The following is a 21879-nucleotide window of genomic DNA, read 5'->3' on the forward strand; positions in this document are numbered from 1 at the left end:
TTGCTATGTCCTATTATATGATGAGCCGATATCGAGCTCTTTTCGGTATTTTGCAACCGTGCGGCGAGCGACGGCAATACCGTATTTATCCTGTAATAAGTCGGAAATTTTTTGATCCGATAGCTTTGATCCTTTTGCAGCGTGTTCGGTCAGCAGCTCTTTGATACAATCTTTAACCCCTTCCCTCGTCGCGAAAATCCCGGGCGATGCGGAAATATCTGATTGCAAAGAAGCATTGGACTGCGATTGCAGCTTTACTGCTACGGAATTAGTAAAAAAGTATTGTATCTCAAAGGTACCCCATTGGCATTGCACATATTTTCCGGCAACCGTCCTCGATACCGTAGATTCATGGATATCCAGTTCTCTCGCTATCTGCTGTTGAGTAAGTGGAACCAATCGGCGTCTATCTCCGGTTAAAAAGAACGCTTCTTGTGCTGACACTATTTTACGCAATACCTCTATAATTGTCTTTTCTCGCTGATTTAAACTCCCAATAAAAGCCTTTGCCTTTTGTATCTGCTCTTTAATGTAGGTCTTTGCAGCTGTATCTTTGGTATGGCTTATTAAGTCCTGAAATTCGGGTGAGACGGTAAGGAGCGGCACTTCAAGATTATTTATTCTTACAGTAAATTCCTGATCATTCTGTTCGATGAAGGCTGTGGGAATAATATATTCATCCGGTGTTATATCCATTGTCAATGCCCTTCCTGGAAAAGGATTTAACGAAGCAATCAATGCAAGAATATCCTCTGCATTTTCTTGGGTCAATTTATAAGCGATTGTTGAATCCTCATTGACGGCACGAACAAGGGAGTACGGGCGGGCTTTTTCCAAATAGGCAAAATGATGCGCTAATATATCGATAGTATAGGCGTAAACGGGATCGATTTTTATCTTGTCATGAAATAAAATCTTTGCTTGCACCAAAAGCGATTGCTTAAAATTCTGCGTTGCGCACCCGATAGGATCAAGCCGTCGAACAACCGATAATGCATGAGATATTTTATGCCGTGTAAAAGAATATTCTTTCTCATTTTCTTTTTTAGAGAGCTCCGCTTTAAAAAGTTCGTTGAGCGGGACAACATGAAAACCGTCATTTGTCAAATTCTCAATAATCCGTTCGGCAAAAGAAGCGGTAAGCGGCTCGATCTTGAGAACAAACAGTTGTTCCAAAAGATGGCTTTGCAAACTCTGATGCTGAGGCGCCGGAATGTTTTCCAAAAAAGTTTGGAACGCATCGCTTGCTTCTGTCGAAAACGCTGACAATGTTCGCTCATTGCGGTAATATGAATCTGTCGGTTCGATTGATTTTGTCTGACCGGTTGACGGCACAGAGGGCTGCTGTGTTCCGCGGACAAGCTCCAAGGCAGGATTTTCAGCAAGCTCTTCTGTAATCCTTTCACGGAGTTCGGCAGTCGGCATTGCCAATACATCGAGTGATTGGATTTGACTTTGACTCATCCGCTGCTCAAGCCGTTGCCCAAGCGTTTGCCCCATCTGTTGCATCGTTATCGGCCTATTCGAAAGGTACACCCGATTGAGCAGGTGCAGCCGTGTAAAGAAGTGCCTGCAGTATTGGGCTGTGTATAGGAATATGGTTTAGGCGCTTTGATACTGTCATAAAGAAGGCTGTACCCTTCCATTGTAATACAGTATTGATAAAAAAGATTAACGAATACTGAAAAGAACGGTAGACAATTCCAATTTAACCGGATAGTGCCGTGCATTGCCCAGCCCCCGCCCAAAATATCGACAAATCGTACATTACGACCATGGTGGATATCTTCTGCCAAAGCCATAATATCAGGAGTAAGGTGAAAGTCCGATAAAAGCGTCAGGTTATGCGGAAAAGTTGTTTCAAAACCGATGCCTATTGCAGGCATCATTACGTGTTGTTGATACGATACTGCCGGTCCGGTATGCGGTACTTTAGGTAATGCTTCAGTCCACGGTTCATACATTCCGTTCGGTTTCAATTTCGCGTATTGCAAATAGCCGCCGTAGGAATGCCAGCTGATTGTTGAGGAGTAAAAACTGAGCATTGGTTCTATCGTCACTGCAATGCCGACTTTCCGCATTGCAGCAGATTGCGGCATCTGCATCTGTAACCCGAGTTTTGCTGTCCAGTTTAACCCACCAACAATCGTACAGTTGTGTTTTGAAAATTTTGTGATACCTGTCTGTGGAGGTATTGCGTCTATTCCTTCAAAGTCCGAATCGGTCATGGAGGAGGTAGACATCGGCTGCATAAACGAAATATTTCCTTCGATGTGAATGCCTTTAGGCAGATATAACCCGCCATAGAGCGTATACGAGGCCGAAGGCGTAAGCGGCCATTTTAGGTCACTTACTATTGCATCATAATCGCAAACATATTCGTGACCTTCGGCAATCATGGTGTTGACCGAAAAAGCAATAAATCCGCTTACCGGAAACTTTTTTACCTTTTCGGAATCTTCAAGCTGTTTTGCATCTTGTGCCAAAACTATGTGCGAGAATAAGAAAAAGATTATAACTGGTAGTAATAAAAAGCGATACGACCGCATAACGAAACTATAACCTTAATTTTTAATCTACTCAATATCCTGACATACTGCGCATGATAAAATCAAAAAGCTATTGAGCGAAAAATTATAAAAGTTACTTGACTTTTTAAAAGGGGGAGAGGTATTATGGAAGAAAGTTACCGTGCAAATTGTCCGGCGTTTTACGGCTGTATAGCCTTTACTGTAACGGCTATACAACGTATCAGTTTGTACAATCGGCGATAACTATATTACTTTTAAGGAGGAAACAATGAAAAAGATTGTTTCAGCAATGGCTCTGTGTGTTGTACTGTTCGGTACAATAATGATGGTAACCGGATGCGGCAGTAAGCCGAAAGCCGATACCGTGTGGAAGGTAGAAAAAATAACGGCAACGGGGGCAAGTATACCTGTTCCCGGTGAGATGTATTTTTGCTTCCATTCCGACGGTAATGCATACACTGCAATGAAAATGTTCACATTGACGGCATCAAAACTAGGGACTTACACTATCGGTAAAAAAGACATAACTATCAAAGGTGACACCGATGCAGTATCTTTCCCATATACATTAAAAGGCGAAAAGATGACATTGGATATCTCTGCAGATTTAGCGAAAAAACTTAGTATTCCCAGTCTTGCAGGAGCTGCAAAGTTCGAACTGCAGAAAGTCTCAAGCCCCTCTGCGGCGGACATAAAAAAAGCTGCAAAGTAAGCGCACCTGTTTGCGCGTACTCATTAGATATCTAAAGGGTACGTGTCTTCTCATGAACTAATCCCGATAAAAGAAACTCTCTTTTATCGGGATTTTTTTGTTTTACTTCTTATTAAAGAATGCTGCAAAGGGATTATACTTTGTACCGTCGTCGTCCTTCCGTGGGCGGGCTTCTGCAACGCGCCGCTCCGAACGGAGTGCGGGTTGCCGCTCTCCGCGGTGGCTTAGGTGTTTTTCCCCCTGTACGGCAGGGGCGCCGCTCGCGGTTTTAACCGCAACGGTTTTTCCGTCTTTGGTTTTTACGGTGATCTTTTTTACTTCCGCCTTTTGCTTTGCGGTCAGCTTTCCCTGTGCCCCGCTTTCGCTTTTCCGGCTGAGTGAGATGCGGCGGCGCGCTTCGTCAAGTGCAATAATCCGGCATTCCACAATATCGCCGACCTTTACTGCCTCAAGCGGGTCGGAAACAAAGCTGTCGCTCATTTCGGAGATGTGCAGCAGGGCGGTTTCCTTAATACCGAGGTCAACAAAGGCGCCGAAGTCCACAACGTTTTTGATCTTGCCCTTCACGGTCATACCAAGTTTGAGGTCTTCAAACAAAAGAACGCCCTGCTGCATAATCGGCTTGGGGCAGTCCTCACGGGGGTCGCGGTTCGGTTTTTTCAGCTCTTCGATAATGTCGCTGACTGTTTGCTCGCCGAGCCGGTACTTTTCCTGCAACTCCATTCGTACCTCTTTGGTTACCGGTTCGTTTTTGCGAACAATCTGATAGATAACCTCTGCTGCGGGATAGTTTTCGGGGTGTACCCACGAATTATCCAGCGGATTGGCGCTCTCCGGTATCTTCAAAAAACCGGCGCACTGTTCAAAGGTCTTCGGCCCCATGCCGCTGACATTATGGAGCTGCTCCCTGTCGGTAAAGATGCCGGTTTTTTCGCGGTGGCTGACAATTTTTTTCGCCAATCCGCTCGTAATGCCGGACACGTATTTTAAAAGCGAGGCGCTTGCGGTATTCAAATTAACGCCGACGTTGTTTACCACCGAACCGACAACAGCATCCAACTCTTCTGAAAGTTTTTTCTGGTTTAAGTCATGCTGATAGAGTCCGACGCCGATAGACTTGGGATCGATTTTGACGAGTTCTGCAAGGGGGTCCTGCAAGCGCCGCCCGATGGAGATAGCACCGCGGATGGTCAAATCCAAGTCGGGAAACTCCTCGCGCGCCACATCTCCTGCGGAATACACGGAGGCTCCGTCTTCATCAACTACGGTAAACAGTACCTCGGGACAATGCGTTTTAATAATGTCGGAGACGATTTCCTGCACCTCGTGGGAGCCTGTTCCGTTGCCCACTGCAATCAGCTGAACCTTATAGTCCTTAACCGCTTTGAGGAGCGCTGCTTTTGCCTCCTCCGCTTTGTGCTGATAAATCACAAAGGAGCCGAGGTACTTGCCGGTTTCGTCGAGGGCGGCGCATTTGGTGCCGGTTCTAATACCGGGGTCTACGCCAAGTACGCGGGTTCCCTTAATCGGCTGCGTCATCAAGAGGTGTTTTAAGTTTTCGCTAAAAATAGTAATGCCGTGGGTGTCGGCGTCTTCGCCGAGGTTGCTGCGGATTTCGCGCAGGACTGCGGGGCTGAGCAGCCGCACAACCCCGTCTGCAATCGCTTCACTATGGTATTTGTTGTGCTGTACCGAACGGCTCTGTACCCGCGCAACCGCTTCGTCTACATCAACATTGATTTTTACTTCCAAAACACCTTCGCGTTCTCCGCGGTTAATTGCCAGTACCCTGTGCGGCTTAATTTGGTTGAGCGCCTCGGAATAATCCCAGTACATCTGATACACGGAGGTTTTCTGGGCTTCTTCATCCCCGATACCCTTCACTTCAAAAAGACCGGTTGCCATAAAGAAATCATGTACCGCTTTCCGGTTTTCAGTATCCTGTGCCGTTTCTTCTGCGATAATATCGGAAGCGCCTGCAAGCGCATCCTCTACCGTCGGCACATTGAGCGTTTCGTCTTCGCAATCGGTTTTAACAAACTCCTGCGCCCGTTTTACCAGTTCCGCTTCTTCCAATTCCTTCATTAAATCCGCTAAGCCCTGCAAACCGCGTTCAACAGCCAGCATACCGCGTGTCTTTTTCTTCTTTTTAAAGGGCGCCCAAATATCTTCAAGCTCTGCCAGCGTTGATGCCTTCATAATGTTGTCATAGAGCAGCTCGGTCAGCTTTCCCGCTGCAAACACACCCCGCACAATTTCCAGCCGCCGCGTTTCCAAATTGACATACGACTTAAACAATTTATCGGAATCCCGAACCTGCACCTCATCGAGCGAACCGTGCATTTCTTTACGATACCGGGAAATAAAGGGAATGGTACATCCCTCGTTGACCAATGTGATAACTGCGGAGACCTGCTGCATCCTGATATTCAGCTCCTCCGCAACCTTTTTCATAATGTCGATCTCGTTCACAACAAGACCGTCAATAAATTCTTGCGTTAATTCCATGCGGGCGAGTATAGCGGATTTTTAGTTTTTTTTAAAGAGGAGAGGAGAAATAATGTCCCGTTAATCAATTATAGAGAAGTCGATCATTAAACCTCGAAACCGACAAAGAAACAATTAAAGGTATTGAAATAGAGGTATATTATGCCGGTTCACCATTTACGGCGTAATAAATGTGCCCGCCTTTGCCCAAAACTCGAGTTTATATACAGGAAGGAATTATCGGGCAGGGGGGATTTGAACCCCCGACTTCTTGGTCCCGAACCAAGCGCGCTACCCCTGCGCTACTGCCCGTTTGTGTGATTATATCTTAACGATTATAAAATAAAATATAAAATAAAAGCTCACCACTTGTGCGGTGAGCTTCTTCGGGAGCGACGGGGCTCGAACCCGCGATCTCCGGCGTGACAGGCCAGCGCGATAACCAGCTTCGCTACGCCCCCGTAATGGCGGTAATAATATACTGCTTGGAATAAAAAGTCAAGAGAAAATTACAAAAAAATTTCTCTATATAAATTGCAAGAGGTATTGACAAAAAGAATATTGGGCATCTACCTGCGCACAAAGATATTAAAGGCACAGCGGAGAGTACGGGCGGCAAATGCACAGTTCACGGCTGCATACAACGAAGATATTCAAGGTGCGAAGACGACAAAGACGCTGCTGCAAAAAAAGGCACTACTATCAACTCTATTCGATGCAGTTCCTGCAAGAAGAAGAAGGCATACTGCAGAACGAAAGAACGTAATTGCTCCGTGTGAAAGTGGATACCTCTGTATTCCGCGCTGCGCCGTATTGCTTTTTATGAACCTTTACGCAACAGTCAAATTCTTTACCCACCGCTCTTTTTTTAATTGATGACCGGCGATGAGCAGCTTCAAAAAATCACTCAGCTTTGCAAGGCCGAACATCGCGACGGGCGAAAGCGCAGTACAGTAGGTAAAGATAATCATCACCGGTAGGAATACGATTGAGTTGACGCTGATATCCACCCATGCGCCAAGCTGCGCATCGCCGCCGGCACGGGAAATCGCAAGCTGCGTGTTAAGGTATGACCACAACGGCATATAAAGCGCGATAACCCATACGAGGTTCCGTGTGATGATATGTGAGGCTGGGGAAAGCCGGATAAACACAATCGGAATGATAAAAACGGTAAGAGCTTCGCAGATACCGACAAAAATACCGAAGATAAAAAAGCCGGAAAGGAACCACCGTGCCTGCTTGCGGGCTTCGTCCAATTTGTTCTGGCCGAGTGAGCTGCCGACGATAATGCGCACGCAGGTAAAAATAACCGGAAAGATTAAAAAGAATATATTTGCAATCGTCCAACCGGCAGCCATGCCTGCGACCACTTCTGCCCCGCCGCGGCTATTATACAGCGCGGCAACAATCGTTTCGGTGCCCACCCACGAAATATCGGAGGCAAACACCAGTCCGAGTTTTTTAACCATTTGCATAAATAGCGGCCAATGTACTTTCCACAGCGCGGTAATCCGTACGTAAAACGCAGGCTTTTTGACATACACATAGATAAGCAGTAGAACAACTTCGGCACAGCGGGCTACCAGCGTTGCATACGCAGCGCCTTTTACTTCCAACCGCGGCGCCCCGAAATGGCCGTAAATCAAAATGTAGTTTCCGCAGGTGTTGATCAAAGTAGAGATAATCGCGCTGTACATAATGATCTTGACTTTGCCGATGTCGCGCAGGGAAGATGTAATCGCGGTGGAAAAGGCAATAGGAATAAAAGTAAGAAGGATAATGTGCAAGTACCGCTGTCCCTCGGCTACGATTTCCGGCGCTTGTTGATTTCCGTGTACCAAAAAACCGAGGATATGTCCCGAAAAGAAGAATGAGAATACCGTAAAAAGCATGGCACAGACCAGCATCATAATCTGCTTGAACCGGTATGTTTGCTGCATTCCGCTTGTATCTTTTGCGCCGTTAAACTGCGACATGAACATACCACCCGTCTCTGCAAATGTCCCGACTGTTACCAAAAAGAGAAAGGTGAATTGATTGGTAATATTGACCGCGCTCATTTTGATGTCGCCCAAACCGCCAACCATAAAGTTATCAATCAGCGAAACGAGACTCTGCACAAAGGTCTGAATCATTACCGGTATGGCAAATCCAAGCGCTCGCCGATAAAAATGAGTCGGCCCAAGCGAAAATCTTTTAAATTGCATTTTCTGCTCTATAAATCATCCTTTAACGCGGAAGATTTTGCATAAGCCGTAGACTTTGCTTCGAAGAAGTCCGTTTTGATGAGGTTCGCGTTGCTGTATTGGCTTACCCAGCTCATGGAGACGGGTTCTTCGCGGTGCCCTTCGTATAAGGGTTCAAAGCCGAGGTTTTCGCAGCGGAGATTGCCGAGGTATTGAATGTAGTCGGTAACCATGCCGCGGGTCAGGCCGGGAATGTCATCCCCGATAACGTAATGCCCCCACGCAATTTCCTGCTCGCAGCCTTCGCGGATCATGCTGCGGAACAGCTCGTTGTTTTCCGGAGTGAACAGCTGCGGCTCTTCCTTTTGCAGCTCGTGGATAATCGAGCGGAACAACCACAGGTGTGTGTTTTCGTCGCGGTTGATGTAGCGGATTTCCTGCACGGAGCCGGGCATCTTGTTGTTGCGCCCAAGGTTATAGAAAAACATAAAGCCGGAATAAAAGTACACCCCTTCCAGAATATAATTGGCGACGGCAACCTTCAAAAGAGCCAGCGCACTTTTATCATCCTGAAATTCATTGTATAAGTCTCCGATAAACTTGTTCCGCTTGAGCAGATGTTCATCATCCTTCCATTGATAGAGGATGGCTGTCCGCTCGTCGGGGGAGCAGATAGTGTCCAGCATATAGCTGTAGCTCTGCGAATGCACTGCTTCCTGAAACGCTTGAATGGTAAGGCAGAGATTCACCTCGTTTGCGGTGATGTATTGCCCGACATTCGGCAAGTTTGCCGTCTGGATGCTGTCCAAAAAAATGAGGAAGGACAGGATTTTATCGTAGGCAGTTTTTTCCGCGGGACTCAGCTTGCGGTAATCCTGCACATCGGTATTCATATTGATTTCTTCCGGTATCCAGAAGTTATTCATCGCTTGCCGGTACCACTCGCTCGCCCATGTATATTTCATATTATTAAAATCGTTGAGGTTGGTAGTGTTACCGCCTATCATCTTCCGTAAATGGACTTCGATGTCACCTGTTTCGTTAAAAAGTTTTTTACGGGCAAGTACGGTTTTGTTATCTATCATGATAATCTCCTATTTCCAACAGGTAATTGCTGAACACATTGATAACCGTTGTGTTTTCATAGACGGTTACCCGCGGCGCCTGTAAGTCGTAAAGATGAATATGCCCGTGTAAAAAGTAGCGCGGCTTAAACTTTTTTATGAACCATAAAAAGCATTTAAACCCTACATGGCACGGATCGGGACGGTCGTGAATACCGAAGGGCGCCGCATGAGCGACAAACACATCTAAATACCGTCCGTAACGCAGCTTGTTGTAAATGAGGCGCGGCACCAATGCAAGCAACTGCATCTTCATTTGATGTTCGGTGTACTGCCCGATATCGCTATTGTACCGGATACTTCCCGAAACTCCTGCAAAAAGCACATTGCCCTCTCGGCGTGTGGTAAAACCGAGATAGGTTGAACCGTATCCTTCAGTCCGCTCTTCCGCAATGGATTGCAGCGTTGCATTCGTCCTAAACTTTTTGTGATAATAGGGCAATGCGTTAAGATTATGGTTTCCGAACACAAAGAAGAGCGGTTTATTCAACGATGAAACGATAAATTCCAAATACTCCATCGGTAAATCCCCTGCCGAAATCACCAGATCGACATCTTGATACCGCTCTTTGATATTGACACTGTAAATGAGCGGATCAATTTGATCGGAAACACAGAGGATCTTCATGCTATATGCCTTTTATTGTTTTGAGGATTGACTCCAGTTTGTCTTTATCGATTAATTCAAACGGCCGATTTTCTGCAAAACTCAATGCAGCTCGCGAAAAACCGCTTGAGGTAATAACGACACCTCGCACCAACCCTTGAGTTTTCATCTGTTCATGCAGCGAGCGTAAAAAAGAATCACCGATGATGTCGCTATCCCGCGAATAAATAAAGAGTCTGGGCTGCTTGCGTACATTCATCCATTTTTCGGAGTTATCTTCCAATGCGATAATCGCACAGCCTTGTTTAATCTCTTTTTGAGACTGAACCGAAAGCGCAAAGGCTTGTTCCGTAACCGCTTTACAGAGTTTGAGGAACGCTTCCGCGCTGACGGTAAGATATTCCTTCATATAATCATTTGAACGGAGATCCCGATACTGGTTCAGTTTGTCCGCAACATCTTTATACTTCGGCGTTACCGTGTGGATTATCTCCCATTGTTCAATAGCCCTGTCAAGGTCTCTCATTTTTTCGTAGCATGCCGCAGCCGCATAACGGAGCCGCAACGTATCGGGATTCGTATTTTTTGCAGTTGTAAGTTTAAGCGCGCGATCAAATTCAAAAGCGGCTTTCTCGAGGCTGTTTGCATCAAGATAGCATAAACCGCGTTCGGTAAAACACTTTTGTCGAAGATCCGCATTGCGGGCTGCTTTTTCAAATGAAGCCAGCGCTTGCGCATATTCTTTTGATTCACGGAGCAGCCGCCCTTGATAGTACAGCGCAGTTGTATTATCCGGTTCAAGCTTCAATGCGGTAGCGATTTCCTGTTTTGCCTCGCTCATCAACTTATTGCGGAACAGAAGTAATCCGAGCGCTGCATGAGCCGCAGCATGTTTAGGATTAAGGCTAATCACTTGTCGGTAATGAAAAATAGCTTGTTCTGTTTTATTGAGTTGTTCAAAAAGCTGTCCGATTGCATAATAATATTCCGCATTTTGGGGATCGAGTTTTATCAGCAGCGCATATTCGGCAAGGGCTTCGGTATGTTGTTGAAAGCGTTCATACAGCTGTGCCGTTAAATTTCGGAATTCTTTTTCTTGCGCTTTCGATTCAAAGGTCGCCTTACTGATGGTTTTAAATTCCATCAATGCAAGTTCGGCACGACCGTCGGCCAAATAAGCTTTTCCAAGAAGATAATGGGCTTTCGTATCACGCGGGTTTTTTGCTATAATAGCTTTTGCCCGTTTAATTGCTGTCGCATACTTGCCGGCATTGATATATTTTTCTATTATAGCTGTTTTTTTCGGTGAAATAATCGAACGTATCAGTAAAAAAGCGAGTAATAGAATGAAAAAAGCAAGAACACTAATGAAACTAATAAGGTACAAAGACATAATTTTATGGTATAATTTTTGAGAGGTAATGTCAATGAAGCGTATTTGCCGTATACTATCGGCTCGGCAGTTAATTCCGATCATTATGTATCTGTTAACAGCTCTCACATCAGGCTTTACGGAGGATGCTTTAACGCAGGGAAAGAAATTGCTGCTGAATAATCAACCGGATAAGGCTGTTCCGCTTTTCTATAAGGCGGCGGCGGAAGGAAAGAGCGATCCTAAAATCAATCTGTATTTGGGTGTATGCTATATCAGCCTCGGTAAATATGCTGAGGCCGAACAGCAGCTGTTGGCCGGCAAAAGTAAAGATACGGCGGGAGCCTATCTCTACTCCTATAATCTGGGAAATGTCTACTTTTTACAGAGCCGGTTTACCGAAGCGGAAGAGGCTTATACCGCAGCGCTGGCAGCACGCCGCGCCTATCCGCCGGCAGTATTGAATAGAGCGAATACCTATATTAAATTGGAACAATATCCGCAAGCATTGGAAGATTATAAATTTTATTTAAATCTCGACCCCGCTACTTCCCAAAGACAGGCAATTCAGCGTATGGTATCTCTTTTAGAATCGGAACAGCGTGAAGCGGAAATGATTCGAATGCAAGAAGAAGCGCGGAAGCTGGCGGAAGAAGCGGAGCGAAAGGCTGCAGAGGATCGGTATAAAAAGCTACAAGATGAAATAAATGCAAATTTACAATCGGTAGATAATGCTTCTTCTCTTTCCGTCGGTTCGGATGAAACGCTTGACTATTCGGAGGACTATAATCTTGAATGATTTACACAAATATTTAATCGGAACGGCAGCAGGTATTGTACTATGTCTTTTAATTTGGGGCGGGTACTCTCTTATTTTCGGCGGAAAAGGGACAAATAATGTACCGATTTCAAAAAATGAACTGAACGGCGGCAGTATGGGAGCAGCTTCAGGGCAATCCTCCGATATTTTAGGAAATAACGATTTTTTTGTATCCGAAAATGACGGCAATGAGCTCACTCCGGAACAACAGGAACGGCTTTTGGCGGCACAAGCTGCCAATGAAAGTCTTGCAAAACAATACGGCGCTCAAGACGGAAGTAACGACGGAACAGGCAATCCCTATCCGGGAGTGTTCGGTGATGATGCGCTTGCGCTTAACCGCGGAATACAGGAGCAGGAAACGGGACAGGCAACCGGAAATCAAAAGCTTGAAGAAGAGCGCAATAGAGTACGCGACTACATTGTGCAAGGGAAAAGCGCCGCTCAAAAAAATCAGCTGGACAATGCGCTTACCGCTTTTGAACATGCTGATGAAGCGATGCCTGATGACAAAGATTTTGAAGCGGTCTCGTATTACGATATGGCATCATCACTCTTTTTATTATCGAAAACAGCGCCTGATGCTCAAACCGTTCAAAAAGCCCGCGATGAGGCGGAGCGGTATATAAAGAAGTCTCTTGCAGCTCGTAACAATACGGATGCCCGTGCGCTTTATAGTAATATTATAGACGAGTACCAAAAAGCGGCCGAAGCAAAACGGCAGCAGGCGCTGTTAGCCCAACAACAAGCGGCAGAACGCGCACGCAAAGAGGATCGAGCGGAACAGCAGCGAAGGCAGGTTGTGGAACTGATCGGACAAGGGAAGAATGCCGTAAACAAGCGGCAGCTGAATGGCGCTATATCCGCTTTCGATAAAGCGGCAGCCGCGATGCCGGACAATAAACAGTTCGCAAGCGATTCATACATGGATATGGCTGATGCAATGCTCAATCTTGCACAGCGCCTGTCAAATCCGAATGATTTACAGACGTCGCTAAATAAAGCCGAAAGCTATATTAAAGAAGCGCTCGCCGCACAGAACAACTCCGGCGCCCGCAATCTGTACGCTAAAATACTCGATGCACGCAAAGAGCAGGAGCGGCTTGCGCAGGCAAGAGCTGAGGCGCAGCGTAAACAGCAAGAACAGGCTGCCCAAGCTGCCGCGCAGAAAAAAGCTGAAGAACAGCGCAAAGAGCAGGAGCGGCTTGCACAGGCAAGAGCCGAGGCGCAGCGTAAACAGCAGGAACAGGCTGCCCAAGCTGCCGCGCAGAAAAAAGCCGAAGAACAACGCAAAGAGCAGGAGCGGCTTGCACAGGCAAGAGCCGAGGCGCAGCGTAAACAGCAGGAACAAGCTGCTAAAGCCGCTGCTCAGAAAAAAGCCGAAGAACAGCGCAAAGAGCAGGAGCGGCTTGCACAGGCAAGAGCCGAGGCGCAGCGTAAACAGCAGGAACAGGCTGCTAAAGCCGCTGCTCAGAAAAAAGCCGAAGAGCAGCGCAAAGAGCAAGAGCAGCCTAAAACCGCTGCACACAAACAGGTAGAAAACCTTATAGCGCAAGGGACAGCCGCAGCACAGCGTAAACAGCTGAATAATGCAATCCTTGCTTTGGACAGAGCAAGCCGCCTTATGCCTAAAGATAATGATTTTGCAGAAAAATCTTACCGCAAAATGGCTGACGCAATGTTTGGCTTGGCGGAAAATTCAACGGATAAGCAGACAAAAGCAGGTGCATTGAAAAAAGCCGATGAGTATATCAAAAAGGGACTCGCAGCAAAGAATACTTCCGAATCACAAGCCTTAGCTGCAAAAATTGCCGATGCGCAGTCGGCGCTGCAAGCGCAAACAAGCCCCTCTGCAAAACCGCAGACCGCACAGCAAACAAATGCGGCTGCTTCACGGCAAACACAACCAGCTGCACCGCAAAAAAACAATGCAGCAGCGAATAAGGCGAACCAAGCTAATACGGCAAATAATGCAAACACACAAGCGGCGGCTCAAGCCCGTGCAGCAGCCGAAGCTGCGGCCGCCAAAAAAGCACAAGCGGAGCTGTTAACTAAAAAACGCGAAGTAGACGCACTGGTGCAGCAAGGAAAAAAAGCCGCTGCAGCCGGTAATTTTGTCGCAGCGCAAAGCGCTTTCAGTAAAGCGGCGGGACAAATACCTTCCGGTGATGCGGTCTTTGCAGCTGAGCAGTACCGCGAAATGGCGGAGGCTATGCAGTCGCTTTCAAAGGCATCGCCGGCTAATAAAACTCAAGCGCTGAACGAGGCATCCGGTTATATTAAGAAATCGATAGCAGCTAAAAACGATGACGCAAAGGCTCATTATATATATGCTCAAATTGCAGATGTCCAAAACAATGCGGCGCTTGCAGTGCAGGAATTAGAGGCAGCCCGTCGGTTTGATCCGCAAAATGCTCAATACAATTATGAGTTGGGCAGAAAGTATTTTGCACAGAAAAAATATCCGCAGGCACGTACCGCTTTTGAGCAAGCGGTAAAATCAAATCCGCAATTTGAAGCGGCTTTTTTCAATCTCGGTATGACGCATAAGATTATGAATGCAAATGATGCCGCCCTTACGGCTTTTTCAAAAGCTGCTGCGTTAAAGCCGGATTACGTTCGGGCATGGATTGAAATAGCCCGTATGCAGGATAAAAAGCGCAATTACGGTGAAGCGATTAATAACTACCGAAAAGCGCTGGCGTTGGAACCGTCAAATACTTCCGCCTTAAAAGAGATGGCGCAAGTGTATTCAAAACAAAAGGATGCAAAACAAGCGGAGCGCTATTTTAAAGAAGCGTTAACGCTCGGTGATGCCGATCCGGTAACGTATTATAACCTTGCTGCGGTACAACTTGAACTCGGCAAGGCGGCAGAAGCGTTGCAAAATGCCCAAAAAGCATTAGCTGTTAACGATAAAGATGCCCGCTTCTTATACACGTATGGATTAGCGCTCGAAAAAAACAATCGGCTGCGCGAAGCCGAGGATTACTACAGCAGATCAGTTACAGCTGACGGAAACTATAGCAAGCCTCGTATCAACCTTGGGCGGATTCAGCTTGAAGCAGGGCGTCTTGATAGCGCGGAACAGCATCTATTAGCCGCATATCGGGCGGAGCCTTCAAATTTTGAAGTGAATATGAATTTAGGAAAGCTCTACGGGCTAAAAAATCAGTACGGAAAAGCTATCGATTATTATACAAATGCGATAAAAGCTACGCCGAAAGATATCGATGCACGGCAAAATCTTGCAGCTGTCTACTTATCAGCCGGGTTAAAAGAAAATGCGCGCGACACCTATCAGGCTATCATCAAAATAAATCCGCAAGCATGGGATAGTTACTATGAGCTTGGAAAAGTGTATATTAGTCTAGATAATAAAACGGAGGCAAAGGCGATTTTTGAGCAGTTACTTAAGCAAAAACCGAATTATCGCAATGCAGCCGAAGTTAAAAAGTTATTGGCTAATCTCTAAAAAATAGTAAGGCGAGGATAACGATTATGGCATCAGGAGAAAAGAAACGGTTATTAAATCTTCCTATTAAGTTGGTTTTAACGCAGGAAGGTTCAACTTTCTTTATTAAGCAAAATAAAAAGCTGCTGCGATTTACCTTGGCAGGGAATGTTGAAGAGTATGGAATCTCTTTGGATTCTTTTGTCCCCGATAACATTCAACGCCTCATCCTCGCAAACTATATTTCAAAGATTGAAATTTCACAGTCTGAACTGGTTTCTTTACGCCAAGAAATTATGGACTTGTCAAAATTGATTGTATTTTCTCTATTATACCGTCAGTACGATATGTTCATATTTAAACAGATTTTAGCTTCACCGGTACTAAAAAAATGGAATAGATTGAACCCTGCAAATATTATCGATGAAAAAACGCACATCAATCAACACTATTTGGCGGCGATTTTAAAGAAAAATGAAGAACTCATCTATACAACAAAGAAAGAAATTCTTGCTCCGCTGTCTGCCTTTATCAGTAAAGAAGATCTTTCCCCCGCAGATAAAAATATGAAGCTCTTCTTGAGCGAAAAATTCCTCAATAATCTCCGGCCGTTTATTTGGTTTATCATTACCAAGTTTAAATCAGCTCCGAATTTTGACCTCATCATACGGACAATCCGTACCAGCTTGAATGAATATATCGACAAAACCAAAATAGCAGAATATATCTCGCTTGTGCTGATGGAGTTGATTTTAAGCGCAGAAAACATGAATATGCGAAATGAGGCAAAGCAGCTTTTCCCGAATATCGAAGATCCTCAAGACGCGCTTTTCGATCCGAAAGTTCGCCAATTACTTATTGCCGAACTGAGAAGGAAGGAAGAGAAAGTCTTTGTTTCATGGAAAATCGGAGGAGGAAGTACCACTTCTATCGGGACACAGGGAAAGATGCAGATTTCAGTGTACAACAAAGCAAAAGCGAGTTCGTCGGAAGCAATAAAAGCAAGTATAAACGACATGAAGAAAGCGGATATTAATAAAAATTCGCTCATTGATTTTTATCGTGCGCTACCGGAAGGCTCGGATATTTGCAGTCTTGGAATGTACTATATTTCATATTTAATCGAGCAATGCGAAAGTAGAAATGTACACTTTGAATCCAGTGCAAACAAAGCCGCTTCCGATCTGACGGTTGTCAATCTTTCCTTTATGTTCTAGGCCGATGAAGCGCTTTTCTTTTCCGTGTCTGTTCTTTGTCGTGTTATTGTCGGCGGCCTGTTCATTTAATACACCATCCGTTACGCTTGTAAAAAAACAGCGGATATACAGCTATAACCGACAAGGCACCGTGACGGAGCGATTGGCTGCTTTTGTATTACTTGAAGACGGCGATGGAAGAAACGATTATAAAGACTTGACGTTACGCGAAGATGCTACCGGTCTTGAATGGTCTTGCCATCGGGAAAATACCGTTTTTTTACAGGAAGCAGCATATTCAAAGAATGCTCAATGGATAGGTTCAAATAAGTTCAAATATCCTCGCCGTTTTTTCCCCGCAGGGCAATATACGCTTACCGCTTCCGATTTGGGTGGGAATAAAACGGAGACCGCCTTTTCACTGCAAGCGGCGCCGCAGATACTCACTTTCTTACCCTTTGAATTTACGCTGGAAAATGAGCAATGGACGTTACACATTACCGATAGTGCAGCGTGCGCATCCTATTCTTTGATTATGCTGAGCGCCGATTTACAACCGCTTTCCGTGTATCAACTACAACCGAACGGTGGCGACCGGCAAAACGGATCGCTTGAAACGCTCGAAAATAGACCTACGGATGCGCGATATATCCAGTGTTTCGGAGAAAATACAGACCAATCGATCGGCTTTCTCAGTACACCGCTCCCGCTGCCGTAATTACTTTTCTGAATATTTAAGTTGACGATATTGTTAACTATGGTATATAATAAAAAGAATTAACAAGGAAAGCTTGATATGAGTGAAAGGTATCTATACCATCTCGTATTTTCAAACATATTATCAAAATGTCCATTCTTAAACATGAAAGAAAAGCAGTAATGAGATTTTCTTTTTATCGAAAAAAATTCCCTATAAAAGGAGATTTACCATGAAAAAGGCTGTTTCCATTCGCTTTAGGCTTTTGCGGGCAATCACTATAACGATCATTTCGATTATCAGCTTTATTAGCGCTGTTGTCGGCTATGAGCTTTATAAGAGAAATACCGAACAATTTAATGAGTTTACTGCTCAACAATTTTTCAATATCGAAAAATCGATCAAACTCCTCATTCAAAAAGGCGAAAACGTTGTAACCATGCTTGCTTCCCATCCTGCCGTACAAGGCGCTGATGAAACTATTTACAATTATACGATAGAAGCGCAAAAATCGGGAATAATATATACGCATACCGGAAGATCGGAGCGGGAGCTTGTAACACTGTTTAGAATTATAGAAAAAAGTTTTACCGAGTTTCAAGATGTCTATATGGGAACCCGATGGGGTGGAATAGCATCTTCATGGACTGGAGAAGATGAGCTAGGGTACGATCCCCGCCAAAGACCATGGTATAAACAGGCGGCAGAAGCGAACGGCGATATAGTTATCACACCGGTATATATTGCCACAGATGGTACTCCCGTCGTAGCGGTGACAAAGGCTGTAAAAGACAGTAATGGTGCATTGCTAGGGTGTGTCGGTGTGGATATCAATTTAACGGATTTAACATCGTTTATCAGCAGTATCAGAATTGGAGATACGGGATATTGTATGCTCGTACAGGATGACGGAATGATTTTAGCGGATGCAACCCATAGCGCATTCAATTCTAAAAACCTAAGAGATGTCAATGCTGCTTTCTCGGAAATCATTCAAAAAAAGGAAGGGACTGTTTCTATTACAGTGGATGGAAAAAACAGAAAAGCCTATATCTTTCCGCTTCCCGAATTAGGATGGAAACTTATTATCATTGTAGAACAAAGGGAAATTCTCTCGTTGTTTTATGCGCTCGTCAGAATTATGCTCCTCATCGGACTACTGATGTTTGTTATTTATTTCACTTTGGCAATTATTGCCTCCCGGGCACTTAGACGTTATTTTGCACGGCTTGAGGCTATGTTTGCAAAGATTGCGGCAGGTGATCTTACCGACCGCATAACGATAAAACGCAACGATGAAATCGGACGGCTGATGATCAATTTGAATACGGCAACGGAGCATACCCACCGTATGCTCACCGTCTTAACAGAAGAGGCGGATAAAATGACTGCCATCGGCTCCGACTTATCAAGCAATATGGAAGAAACGGCGGCCGCAGTAAAAGAAATCGGCAGTAATGTTGCAACGGTAAAAGAAAAAGCTTTAATGCAAGCAACAGGTGTAACGGAAACGGCTGCGACCGGTGAGCAAATTCAAGGAAAATTAAGCCTGCTCGTTGAAGGAATTACAACGCAGTCGGAAAGCATTGCGCAGTCTTCGGCGTTAATAACACAGACCGCTGAGAATATCACTCATATCAACAAGGCGCTCGCTCAAAATGATGAATTGATTAAAATCGCATACGGTCAAATGAAAATCGGTAAAGATGGAGCGCGGACTGCAAATGAGATTGTTAAACAAATTGCAGAACGCTCCGAAGCCTTGCTCGAAGCGAGTCAGGTAATTCAGAATATTGCAAGTCAAACAAACCTTTTAGCAATGAATGCTGCTATCGAAGCAGCTCACGCAGGAGAATCAGGCAAAGGCTTTGCCGTTGTTGCCGATGAGATTAGAAAACTTGCCGAAGAATCCAACGTACAGGGAAAACAAATAGGCGCAGTTATTAAAGAATCGACGGAAATTATCGAGCAAGTTTCCAAGGCCGGTATGCAAGCGGAAAAGACCTTTACCGACGTGTACGAACTTATCAGCCAAATTTCGAGAAAAGAAGATTCTATTGTAGATCTGATGCATGAACAAGAGGAGAACGGATCGCAAGTTTTATCGGCCATCGAGACCATCAATAAGGTAACGAAAGCGGTAAGTTCCGCTTCCGTAGAAATGCTTGAAGGCGGTAGACAAATTGCTGCAGAGATGCAAAAACTAGCGGAAATTACACGGGAAACGACCGACAGCATGACCGAAATTGCTTCCGGCGCCGAACAAATAACCAATGCGGTAGAAGAAGTCGTGTCTATCACAGCGCAAAATAGAACCAGTATTGAGCATTTGGCGCAAGAGGTGGGGAAATTCAAAATCAATTAGGGGAAGACTTTTCTTTTTTTTCGATAAAAAGAAAAGTCTTCCCCTATGACCCCATCTAAAGAAAAACGACGACTTAGGGCTCTGCCCTAAGAACCCGCTTTATTTCCAAGGATGGTTCTAAGATAAAAGCCAGGCAGTTATGATTTTCACGATAACACATATCAGTACCGCCATGGATGGCGGTGGTTCCACGCAGTAACAAGTTTGCAATGCAAACTTGCAGCCCAAAAATGGACAAGGATGTGCATTTTTGGGCGAGGATGGCGGTGGTTTCATACAGGCACGAGATTTGCGCTTGTCACAAATCCGCACGAATCATCAATCAATCCGCCAAGGCTTTAACCGGATCGAGCCGCGCGGCTTTAACTGCAGGGCGGAGACCGAAGAAAATACCGATGGTTATCGACACGGCAAAGGCAATAACCGAACCGCTAATATTCGGGCTAAAGACCATCTTAAAGTTATCGGACTGAAAAACTGTTTGTACCAGAAGCATACTAAGCCCTCCGCCAAGCAGCATACCGAATATCCCGCCCGTCAAACTCAACGTCGCGGACTCAACTAAAAACTGATTGCGTATTACCGCTTCACTTGCGCCGAGTGCCTTGCGGATACCGATTTCCTTTTTCCGCTCTGTTACGGTAACCAGCATAATATTCATAATATTGATGCCGCCGACCAAAAGCGACATAACCGCGATCACCGTAAGCACGACGCTGACAAGCCCGATTTGCGAATTGATCCGGTTCATCAGATCTTTTTCCGAAAACGTCCATAAGGCGTTTTCTGTTTTGGCAAACGAATCGGAAAATGCCTTTATCTGCGCCGTTGCTTCGTCAATATATGCCGGATCGTAAATCTGCACCGAAGCAATATCCGAATTGTTTTTGCCGATACCCATATCCTCTGCAACAAATGACCGCGGCACCATAAAAGAACCGATATTGGAAAACCGATTGCGCGGCTTTACAACACCGCATACTTCAAATGAAAATGGAATAAACTGGCGCCCCTGATTATACGGAACGGTAAGTGTAACCCTTTTTCCAACCGCATTTCCTTCGGGGAACAGAACCTTTGCTTCATCTTCAACCAGAATAATCTTGTGCCGTCGGTTCGCAAAATCATCAAGGCTAAAGCTCTTCCCATAAGACCATTCGTACCCGTTTGCCTCAAGCGCACCGTATTCGATGCCGACTATCCGCTGATTTTTCAGATAAAATGAATTATGCGAAACCGTTGCGCTGAAAAAGCCTGAGTAAAATACATTTTTTACAAGCGGTACATTTTTTTCCAGTGCTTCGCGGTATTTTTCAGTCAGTTTGATATGGCTCTTTTGTTTATCAAAATCCCACCGCGGCTCAATTTGGATCATATTCATCGCATCAAGGTTGAATAATTTTGCCATACTGATCTGCATAGAGCTGCCGATGTTGCTGATAACCGTAACAACGGTAACACCGATTGCAATACCTAAAAGCGACAGTACCGTCCGCAATTTCTTACTGCGGAAATTACCGAACGCATTGATAAAATCTTCTAACATAGCTGATCCTCAGGGTAAACGCATCAGATTCTAGTAGTGTTCGCCCGCAGAATAAGTGAGGCTGTCCGTCCAGAGTTGAACCTCTTTGCGGTTCAAATGGCCGTCCAACCTCCCTTATTCTGCGGTATTTGAACTTATTGCTCTGATGTGTTTACCCTTCTTCCCTAAAAATAGTGCAAAATTTTATTCAAAATTTTGCACAAAAGGAATATTAAATTAAGCCACACAAATAGTGTGTCTTAATTTAATTCCGAGTTTGCCGTTCGGCAAACACCGTAGATTATATGTACACTTATTCCTCCAGCGCCTTGACGGGATCGAGTTTGCCGGCCTGCCATGCGGGGTACAGCCCGAAGAAAATACCTGCTCCTGCGGAAATTAAAAACGCCAGCAATGCTCCGCGCATATTGAACGATAATACAACATCGCTACCGCCTGAGAACTGAGATAAAATCGGCGTAACGGCGACAAGACTGATTAAAAAACCTGCTGCAAGACCGATACCGCCGCCGACAATACTGATGGCGGCCGATTCCGTTAAGAACTGCGAAAGGATTGCCCCCGTCGTAGCGCCGATTGCTTTACGGATGCCGATTTCCTGTCGCCGCTCCGCAACGGTTACGAGCATAATGTTCATAATGCCGACACCGCCTATCAACAGCGAAAGCCCTGCAATACCGGATAGCACGGCGGCAATCATCGCAAGACTGCTCTGAATCTGCTTTTGCATCGATTGTGCCGACCATATCCGCACCGTATTTTTACTGTTTGCATATTCG

The 21879-nt window shown here is 45.3% G+C and carries 15 protein-coding genes and 2 tRNA genes; 6 read left to right on the top strand and 11 right to left on the bottom strand.

The features are described from left to right. Positions 1-3: 3 nt before the first annotated feature. Positions 4-1500 carry an RNA polymerase factor sigma-54 gene (gene rpoN, locus HGH47_RS06100; protein WP_230974574.1) on the bottom strand — a complete coding sequence of 499 codons (1497 nt, stop codon included), beginning with the start codon at positions 1498-1500 and terminating at the stop codon, positions 4-6. 11 nt (positions 1501-1511) lie between these two features. Further along, positions 1512-2486, bottom strand: coding sequence for an omptin family outer membrane protease (locus HGH47_RS06105; RefSeq protein ID WP_230974573.1), 975 nt, complete (start codon positions 2484-2486; stop codon positions 1512-1514). 313 nt (positions 2487-2799) lie between these two features. Between HGH47_RS06105 and HGH47_RS06110 the strand changes: the two genes are divergently transcribed. Beyond that, the gene (locus HGH47_RS06110; protein WP_212566036.1) at positions 2800-3243 is read left to right on the top strand and encodes a lipocalin family protein; all 444 of its coding nucleotides are present in this window, start codon (positions 2800-2802) and stop codon (positions 3241-3243) included. A gap of 102 nt (positions 3244-3345) precedes the next feature. On the opposite strand, the gene HGH47_RS06115 is transcribed toward HGH47_RS06110, so the two are convergent. From HGH47_RS06115 to HGH47_RS06145, 7 genes are all read right to left on the bottom strand, one after another. Beyond that, the gene (locus HGH47_RS06115; RefSeq protein ID WP_432911000.1) at positions 3346-5751 is read right to left on the bottom strand and encodes a helix-hairpin-helix domain-containing protein; all 2406 of its coding nucleotides are present in this window, start codon (positions 5749-5751) and stop codon (positions 3346-3348) included. A gap of 219 nt (positions 5752-5970) precedes the next feature. After that, a tRNA-Pro gene (locus tag HGH47_RS06120) sits at positions 5971-6042 on the bottom strand. A 75-nt stretch (positions 6043-6117) separates the two neighbouring features. Further along, a tRNA-Asp gene (locus HGH47_RS06125) sits at positions 6118-6191 on the bottom strand. Between the two features lie 369 nt (positions 6192-6560). Further along, complete coding sequence (locus HGH47_RS06130) at positions 6561-7940, bottom strand: MATE family efflux transporter (protein WP_432911003.1); 1380 nt, start codon at positions 7938-7940, stop codon at positions 6561-6563. A gap of 8 nt (positions 7941-7948) precedes the next feature. Beyond that, positions 7949-9004, bottom strand: a complete 1056-nt coding sequence (locus HGH47_RS06135; protein ID WP_212566033.1) for a ribonucleotide-diphosphate reductase subunit beta — start codon at positions 9002-9004, stop codon at positions 7949-7951. Continuing rightward, positions 8994-9671 carry a metallophosphoesterase gene (locus tag HGH47_RS06140; RefSeq protein WP_212566032.1) on the bottom strand — a complete coding sequence of 226 codons (678 nt, stop codon included), beginning with the start codon at positions 9669-9671 and terminating at the stop codon, positions 8994-8996. The genes HGH47_RS06135 and HGH47_RS06140 overlap by 11 nt, the downstream gene beginning before the upstream one ends. Position 9672: 1 nt before the next feature. Continuing rightward, on the bottom strand, positions 9673-11043 hold the full coding sequence (locus HGH47_RS06145; protein ID WP_432911006.1) for a tetratricopeptide repeat protein: 1371 nt from the start codon (positions 11041-11043) through the stop codon (positions 9673-9675). Positions 11044-11077: 34 nt separating this feature from the next. On the opposite strand from HGH47_RS06145, the gene HGH47_RS06150 reads away from it, so the two are divergent. From HGH47_RS06150 to HGH47_RS06170, 5 genes are all read left to right on the top strand, one after another. Beyond that, on the top strand, positions 11078-11821 hold the full coding sequence (locus HGH47_RS06150; protein WP_432911009.1) for a tetratricopeptide repeat protein: 744 nt from the start codon (positions 11078-11080) through the stop codon (positions 11819-11821). Beyond that, positions 11814-15317 (top strand): tetratricopeptide repeat protein, encoded by a 3504-nt coding sequence (locus tag HGH47_RS06155; protein ID WP_432911012.1) that lies wholly within the window; start codon positions 11814-11816, stop codon positions 15315-15317. The genes HGH47_RS06150 and HGH47_RS06155 overlap by 8 nt, the downstream gene beginning before the upstream one ends. Positions 15318-15343: 26 nt before the next feature. After that, complete coding sequence (locus tag HGH47_RS06160) at positions 15344-16513, top strand: hypothetical protein (RefSeq protein ID WP_212566028.1); 1170 nt, start codon at positions 15344-15346, stop codon at positions 16511-16513. A gap of 4 nt (positions 16514-16517) precedes the next feature. Further along, positions 16518-17210: a hypothetical protein gene (locus tag HGH47_RS06165; protein WP_432911015.1), complete on the top strand. Its 693-nt coding sequence runs from the start codon at positions 16518-16520 to the stop codon at positions 17208-17210. 211 nt (positions 17211-17421) lie between these two features. Beyond that, positions 17422-19554 (top strand): methyl-accepting chemotaxis protein, encoded by a 2133-nt coding sequence (locus tag HGH47_RS06170; RefSeq protein WP_432911017.1) that lies wholly within the window; start codon positions 17422-17424, stop codon positions 19552-19554. 322 nt (positions 19555-19876) lie between these two features. On the opposite strand, the gene HGH47_RS06175 is transcribed toward HGH47_RS06170, so the two are convergent. Both HGH47_RS06175 and HGH47_RS06180 read right to left on the bottom strand, forming a co-directional pair. Continuing rightward, entirely contained in the window at positions 19877-21100 is a 1224-nt protein-coding gene (locus tag HGH47_RS06175) for an ABC transporter permease (RefSeq protein WP_432911019.1), read from the bottom strand. A gap of 292 nt (positions 21101-21392) precedes the next feature. Continuing rightward, positions 21393-21879 (bottom strand): ABC transporter permease (locus tag HGH47_RS06180; RefSeq protein ID WP_432911023.1); only part of this gene is annotated, 487 nt, incomplete at its 5' end.

This window comes from Treponema sp. OMZ 805, from assembly GCF_050937395.1.
Lineage (GTDB): Bacteria > Spirochaetota > Spirochaetia > Treponematales > Treponemataceae > Treponema.

What these genes read in the sequence shown, in the direction of transcription:
- HGH47_RS06160 (WP_212566028.1), top strand. Translation starts at nt 15,344, where the DNA reads ATGGCATCAGGAGAAAAGAAACGGTTATTAAATCTTCCTATTAAGTTG.
- HGH47_RS06175 (WP_432911019.1), bottom strand. Translation starts at nt 21,100, where the DNA reads ATGTTAGAAGATTTTATCAATGCGTTCGGTAATTTCCGCAGTAAGAAA.
- HGH47_RS06165 (WP_432911015.1), top strand. Translation starts at nt 16,518, where the DNA reads ATGAAGCGCTTTTCTTTTCCGTGTCTGTTCTTTGTCGTGTTATTGTCG.
- HGH47_RS06140 (WP_212566032.1), bottom strand. Translation starts at nt 9,671, where the DNA reads ATGAAGATCCTCTGTGTTTCCGATCAAATTGATCCGCTCATTTACAGT.
- HGH47_RS06135 (WP_212566033.1), bottom strand. Translation starts at nt 9,004, where the DNA reads ATGATAGATAACAAAACCGTACTTGCCCGTAAAAAACTTTTTAACGAA.
- HGH47_RS06130 (WP_432911003.1), bottom strand. Translation starts at nt 7,940, where the DNA reads ATGCAATTTAAAAGATTTTCGCTTGGGCCGACTCATTTTTATCGGCGA.
- rpoN (WP_230974574.1), bottom strand. Translation starts at nt 1,500, where the DNA reads ATGGGGCAAACGCTTGGGCAACGGCTTGAGCAGCGGATGAGTCAAAGT.
- HGH47_RS06145 (WP_432911006.1), bottom strand. Translation starts at nt 11,043, where the DNA reads ATGTCTTTGTACCTTATTAGTTTCATTAGTGTTCTTGCTTTTTTCATT.
- HGH47_RS06110 (WP_212566036.1), top strand. Translation starts at nt 2,800, where the DNA reads ATGAAAAAGATTGTTTCAGCAATGGCTCTGTGTGTTGTACTGTTCGGT.
- HGH47_RS06115 (WP_432911000.1), bottom strand. Translation starts at nt 5,751, where the DNA reads ATGGAATTAACGCAAGAATTTATTGACGGTCTTGTTGTGAACGAGATC.
- HGH47_RS06150 (WP_432911009.1), top strand. Translation starts at nt 11,078, where the DNA reads ATGAAGCGTATTTGCCGTATACTATCGGCTCGGCAGTTAATTCCGATC.
- HGH47_RS06170 (WP_432911017.1), top strand. Translation starts at nt 17,422, where the DNA reads ATGAAAAAGGCTGTTTCCATTCGCTTTAGGCTTTTGCGGGCAATCACT.